The following is a 4,255-nucleotide window of genomic DNA, read 5'->3' as shown; positions in this document are numbered from 1 at the left end:
AGATGTGTATAAGAGACAGGAGTGGGGAGGTGGGATGAATCAATGTGCTGCACTTGTCTACAATTAAGTGACAACTAATAGCAGGAGTTGGTGCTTCTATCCCTTTAGCTTTTAATTGGCTGGCAAATCAAATGCTAATCATTGTTCTGGTAGCAAATCTATTGATTGGCTTAACTTGTCTGTTTGTTGCCTGGCAAGTTTGGCAGTTGCGGCGCAGTTTAGCTCAGGTGACTCAGACGTTACTTTATGTTGAAGAAGCGGTACATGGTGTCCTATACGGTGCTCCCGGAGCAATTTTGATTGCTAAACAAGGGACTTACCAACTCCGCAAAAACTATCGCCAGCTTGAGGGTCAGTTGCAACGGATGCAGAAGGTGATGGGACTATTGAGTCTGGGGCAATTCCTGTGGCAACGTCGGGGTGTGCGTTTTCGGCGATCGCGATCGCTGCGTTAGGTCAAAATGAGCAGGCAGATGGTGGCGATCGCTGTTTCAGCTTACTAAGGAGAGTATGAGGACGGATAGTGGACTCTTACCAGAGGTGAGTTGATGTTGGGGTAGATTAGATTAGGTGGAACGGGGTTCAGCAATATGCAAAGGATAGAGCTTAACAATGTCAAATAATCGCTCTGGAGCATTTTTCGGTGGATTGCTGTTGGGTGCAGCGGTGGGCACCATTACAGGTATCCTGATTGCCCCTCGTTCGGGTCGGGAAACTCGTCAATTGTTGAAAAAGTCTGCGGATGCTTTGCCTGAACTGGCAGAGGATTTGTCAACCAGTGTGCAACTCCAGGCGGATCGCCTATCAGAAACGGCGTTGCGGAATTGGGATAGTACCTTAGTGCGGCTTAAGGACGCGATCGCGGCTGGTTTGGAGGCCAGCCAACGGGAACCACAGACGGTAGAAACGACGGTGACCGATCTTTCGTCCACGACCAGTCCCTCCATGCGTGATCCTTTGCTGTAGGCAACCCTACTGTGACCGAACCTCTTTTCTGGCTAGTTTTATCACTGCTGTTCGTCACCATTAGTCTGACGATCGTTTTGGTGGTCGCCATTCCAACGTTGTTAGAGTTGGGACGGGCAGCTCGAAGTGCTGAAAAATTGTTTGACACCCTCCGACGGGAGTTTCCGCCGACCTTGGAGGCAATTCGGTTAACGGGTCTGGAAATTAGTGATTTAACGGATGATGTCAGCCAGGGGGTGCAAAGCGCCAACCAGGTGGTGCAGCAGGTGGATCAAAGTTTGAGTGGGGTTCGGCAGCAAGCCCGCAAAGTCCACGTAGGGACTCGTAACGTTATGACTGGGATCAAAGCCGCCTGGAAAACCTTCACCAAACCACAACCCTCCGTCAGTCCCCGTCGATCGGTCGATCGCTTACCTCCCGGTCGGTTAGAACCGGAAATGGATGCGTTGCGAGAACAGCCCAATTCCCACCGGATGTTAGAGGGTTTGCCGTATCCGCAGGATGCTGGTGTAGTCACCAACCAAAGTGCGGTTGATCCGGATGAACTCCCGGCGCGATCGTCCTCTCCAGCGAAACCTATGTCAGACTCCGATCCCCGCTATCTCACGGCAAGTGGTCGAGACGATACGACGATCGAAGACTCCCCGGAAGACGGCTCTTACTGGGAACGCTGATCGGTTGCAGTTAGAGTTTTGAGGGCTACTGCCACGGTCTGACAAACCTCAGTCCAGTGATTGTAGCGCGTCTGCCGAAATAGCCGCGCATTGGGATACCAGGGGCTATCCTGCCGTTGCAGCAGCCAGCGCCAGTCTGGAGAAGCAGATAGCAGGATCCAGACGGGTTTACCCAAGGCTCCCGCCAGGTGGGCAACGGAGGTATCAACTGAAATGATTAAACCGAGTTGAGCGATCGCGGCAGCCGTATCGGCAAAATCATGCAAATGAGAACTGAGATCTTGAATGGGAAATCGATCGGTCAGTTCATGGCGGTGTTCGCCTTTCTGCAAACTATAGAACGTGACATTCGGGGTTTGAAGAATCGGTAAAAATTCCGGTAACGGACACGATCGTTGGCGATCGTTAGAGTGCTGAGGGTCGCCGCCCCAAACCAAGCCAACCTTAAGATTCCCCATTGGCTCGGGGGATAGCTCGACGCGATCGGTTGGGGCTGCGAGATAGGGAATCGTTGCCGGAATGGTCGCTAAGGCAGTCGCGAAAATCCGTGGCAAACTGAGTAGCGAAGCCTGTACTGCAAAGTCGGGGAGTGGTTCACCCAGGGGGATAACGTGCTGCACCCCCGGCATGTTCTGGAATAACCGGACTAAAGGGGGCTGACATTCCAGAATCACCTGTCCACCTCGCTGCATCACGAGTGGCACATAGCGAACAAATTGCATCGTGTCACCGAATCCTGCCCCAGCTTCGGCATACAGCAAAATCGGTTTGCCGTTTAATGGTGAGCCATTCCAGACGGGTTGGGCAAACGATCGGGGAGAGGATACCATGCCTAGTCGCCACTGGTCGTACTCTGCAAAGCCCTGCTGTAAGTCACCCGAAATTAATCGGGCGCGAATCCGACTGCCGCGTAATTTGACATGCTGGGGAAATTGCGCGATCGCTTGGTCATATAACGCGATCGCAGCGGCGATCTCACCTCGATCCTGCAAGGCATCGCCTAATTCTCGATAAGCATCGGGATGATTCGGTCGCAGTTGTAACGCCGTTTGGTAGTGAGCAATCGCCTGATCCAGATTGCCCTGCTCCTTATAAACGCTTCCCAGGTTGCTGTGTGCCTCTGGTAGATTGGGCTGGATCTGAATTGCCTTGTGGTATCGTGCGATCGCGGCGGTTAACTTCCCCTGCTGCTGTAGGGTAGTGCCCAGATTGATTAAGGCATGGGGGTTGTCTGGCTGTAACCGCAGGGCGGCATGGTAGTGCTCGATCGCAGCGGTTAGACTACCCTGTTGCTGTAACGCGGCTCCCAGGTTGATATGGGCATCCGGAAAGTTCGGTTGGGCAGTGAGCGCCCTTCGATACCAGGCGATCGCGGCTGTCACCTGTCCCGTTTGCTGGGCGACTAATCCCAATAAATATAGGGCGTTAGGCTGATCGGGCTGCTGGTGTAAGACCTGACGATACAGTTGCTCGGCGGCAACCAATTGTCCTGTCTGATGGAGTTTGATAGCTGTAGCCAGGAGTTCCGCGATCGTAGACATCCCTTAAATTCCATGACTTTTACCAATCACCCAATGCCGCCGGAAAAAGCGAGATAACGCCGATTCTTCTAGCGTCAGGCAAATTGGGCGACCATGCGGACAGGTGCGGGGATTGCGGGTGCGTTGCCATTGATCCAGTAACGTTTGCATTTCAGTTAAGGATAGGGGTGTGCCGTTCCGAATCGCACTACGACAGGCGGTCGCCACTTGGGCTGTTTGCAAATCTCCCCCTAAGCTCAGTTCCATCAACGCTTCCGCACAATCTTCACGGGTTGCCAATGGTGCAGGTGCAGATCGGGCTGCCCAAACCTGCTCACCAAATGGTTCGATGTCAATTCCCAGCCGTTGTAGTTGTTCCACCTGTGCCGAAGTCAGTTGATTTAGCAGCACAAATGGCTCTAACGGCACCATCTGCCAGCGATCGCATAACTGCTCATACAATACCCGCTCATGGGCAATATGTTGTTCAATTAACCACACGCCACTGGGATGTTCCGCCAGGATATACCGATTGTGAACCTGAGCGATCGCCCGAATTAAACTTAGCCCCGTCACTTCCGGATCGGCAGCTAACGCCGCGTTCTCTAACTCATCAGGCTCGGGGATCACATGATATTGACCGTTCGCTTCAGCCGTTTTCAACAGTTGCCCCATCCGAGACGAGTAAAGACTATCGGGGACACTGGTGGCATTCAGGCGTAAAGCCTGCTCGATCGCCTGAGTAATTTGCTGCTGCCAGCTTGCCAAATGATGCAGGTAAACCTCCGATTTAGCCGGAGTCCGGTTCCAGTCAATCTGCTCCGGCGGCACCCGCAAATGCACCAAGCAAACGGGATAGCGATCGCGGGGCACTGTCCGTCGTAACCCACTCAAAATCGTCTGTTCTAACTCCGGTGACTGCACAAAGCGTCCATTTACAGCGACCTTGATCCAATCTGGACGATGGCGATGGCAGCGATCGGGTAGTCCTAGTAGGAGGTAAGAGGGTAAGGATGGGGAGGGTAAGGAGGATGAGGAGGGTAAGGAGGATGAACGTATATCTCCCCCATCTCCCCCTGTCTCTTATACACATCT

General features: G+C 53.1%; 5 protein-coding genes. 3 read left to right on the top strand and 2 right to left on the bottom strand.

Annotated elements, in window-relative coordinates; genetic code table 11:
- Window positions 1-131 precede the first annotated feature (131 nt).
- The 3 genes from ACN4EK_RS32080 to ACN4EK_RS32070 all read left to right on the top strand — a co-directional run bounded on the left by ACN4EK_RS32080 (window position 132) and on the right by ACN4EK_RS32070 (window position 1,640).
- Window positions 132-455, top strand: a complete 324-nt coding sequence (locus ACN4EK_RS32080) for a hypothetical protein (protein ID WP_431662507.1) — start codon at window positions 132-134, stop codon at window positions 453-455.
- 157 nt (window positions 456-612) lie between these two features.
- The gene (locus ACN4EK_RS32075) at window positions 613-966 is read left to right on the top strand and encodes a YtxH domain-containing protein (RefSeq protein WP_431662506.1); all 354 of its coding nucleotides are present in this window, start codon (window positions 613-615) and stop codon (window positions 964-966) included.
- 11 nt (window positions 967-977) lie between these two features.
- The gene (locus ACN4EK_RS32070) at window positions 978-1,640 is read left to right on the top strand and encodes a hypothetical protein (protein WP_431662505.1); all 663 of its coding nucleotides are present in this window, start codon (window positions 978-980) and stop codon (window positions 1,638-1,640) included.
- On the opposite strand, the gene ACN4EK_RS32065 is transcribed toward ACN4EK_RS32070, so the two are convergent.
- Entirely contained in the window at window positions 1,625-3,181 is a 1,557-nt protein-coding gene (locus tag ACN4EK_RS32065) for a tetratricopeptide repeat protein (protein ID WP_431662504.1), read from the bottom strand. The two genes, ACN4EK_RS32070 and ACN4EK_RS32065, sit on opposite strands and share 16 nt — an antisense overlap.
- Before the next feature lie 3 nt (window positions 3,182-3,184).
- Window positions 3,185-4,111, bottom strand: coding sequence for a DNA mismatch repair endonuclease MutL (gene mutL, locus ACN4EK_RS32060; RefSeq protein WP_431662508.1), 927 nt, complete (start codon window positions 4,109-4,111; stop codon window positions 3,185-3,187).
- Window positions 4,112-4,255 lie beyond the last annotated feature (144 nt).

It is taken from the genome of Pantanalinema rosaneae CENA516 (genome assembly GCF_050753385.1).
Taxonomy (GTDB): Bacteria; Cyanobacteriota; Cyanobacteriia; order Leptolyngbyales; family Leptolyngbyaceae; genus Pantanalinema; species Pantanalinema rosaneae.
Note: the sequence above shows the minus strand (reverse complement) of the source record. Positions and strands in the feature narration are given on the sequence as shown.

What these genes read in the sequence shown, in the direction of transcription:
- ACN4EK_RS32065 (WP_431662504.1), bottom strand. Translation starts at nt 3,181, where the DNA reads ATGTCTACGATCGCGGAACTCCTGGCTACAGCTATCAAACTCCATCAG.
- ACN4EK_RS32080 (WP_431662507.1), top strand. Translation starts at nt 132, where the DNA reads ATGCTAATCATTGTTCTGGTAGCAAATCTATTGATTGGCTTAACTTGT.
- ACN4EK_RS32075 (WP_431662506.1), top strand. Translation starts at nt 613, where the DNA reads ATGTCAAATAATCGCTCTGGAGCATTTTTCGGTGGATTGCTGTTGGGT.